General features: G+C 41.0%; 1 protein-coding gene. It reads left to right on the forward strand.

Translation table 11 applies throughout. From position 1 onward, the window contains the following. Positions 1-814: hypothetical protein (locus ACFILW_RS10305; protein WP_375685792.1), on the forward strand; the 814-nt coding region annotated here is incomplete at both ends.

An 814-nucleotide genomic window follows, 5' to 3' on the forward strand; every position in this document is an offset into this window, starting at 1 on the left:
TTCAGTTCGTCAAAAAGGTGGGTTAGCCGTTATCGGAACTGAAATGCTCCCAGAACGGGTAAAACTACAATTAGCTGGACGGGCTGGTCGGCAAGGGGATCCAGGAACGAGTCAATTTTATATTTCCCTAGAGGAGGACTTTATTTCTGGAGCTAGCACTGAACGTTTCCGGAATTATTACCGGCACTTAATTGCTGAGAAAAATGCGGGGAAACCAATCAGTCGTTTGAATAATCCTCGAGTTAAGTTTAGTTTATGGATGTTGAAAAGCCGGGTAGCAAGTGGTGAAGAGAACCAACGGATACAGACAAATAAGTATGAGGTAACGCTTCGCTTACAAAGGAAGGCTTTTTATGATACACGGAATAACATTATTGATAAGAAACAGTTAGAACGTTTGGCAGGTAAATGGATCAGTCAGGGAATTGATTATTATTTAGCTCAACGGGAAACGTGGACAACGCTGGACATTCGAAGATTAGTGAATAACCATTTCTCTTATGATTATCAAAAGATTCCACAGAATTTAAAAACGAAAGCGGAAATCAAAACTTACTTGGAGCGACTTAGTCGCCAAATTCTTGAAGAAAAGTTCAAAATATTGGTTAATAGTCAACAATTAAACCAGTATTATCGGACATGTATTTTATTTGCCTTAGATGGTTGTTGGACGGACCAGGTTGACTACCTCACTTTGTTACGGACTTATGTCAGTCAGTGGGGAATGTCGGGTCGCGATCCAGGCTATGTATATAACGTTCGCGCGCTACGGCATTACAAGAAGATGCTCCGGAACGCAAAAATGGCAACGATT

The organism is Bartonella sp. TT110JLCBS, from assembly GCF_042193405.1.
Classification (GTDB): Bacteria; Pseudomonadota; Alphaproteobacteria; order Rhizobiales; family Rhizobiaceae; genus Bartonella.